This window comes from Ferruginibacter sp. HRS2-29, assembly GCF_024343615.1.
Lineage (GTDB): Bacteria > Bacteroidota > Bacteroidia > Chitinophagales > Chitinophagaceae > Ferruginibacter.
Map to the genome: position 1 here is coordinate 1 of NZ_RJUB01000116.1, position 386 is coordinate 386.

1 protein-coding gene is annotated in these 386 nt (G+C 55.4%); it reads right to left on the reverse strand.

Features of this window, described 5'->3' with window-relative positions; genetic code table 11:
- Positions 1 to 386: hypothetical protein (locus EGI32_RS11465; protein WP_255155494.1), on the reverse strand; the 386-nt coding region annotated here is incomplete at both ends.

Below are 386 nucleotides of genomic sequence, written 5' to 3' on the forward strand. Positions count from 1 at the left end.
ACCCGGACAAGCGGCAGCAGTTGGAGTGGCCGTACCGGTGATAGCGGCTCCGGATCCTACCGTACGCGTGATCGTTCCCGTACAGCCTTTTGAATCGGTAAACGTGACCGTATGCGCACCTGCAGAAACTCCGGTGAAGATACCGGTAGTGTTAGTGATGCCGCCATCTAGTATATAAGTAACCGGTGCGGTACCATTAGAACCAATGGTGAGTGTTCCGTTATTGATCCCTGTGCACGAAGTTGGTACAATCGTGGCATTGGCAACCAGCGTCGGTCCGGCAGTAACCGTTGCGGTAGCGTTGCCCGAACAACCGTTGGCGGCGGTAAACGTGATCGTATGTGGCCCTGCAGCCACGCCGGTGAAGATGCCCGTTGTATTACTTG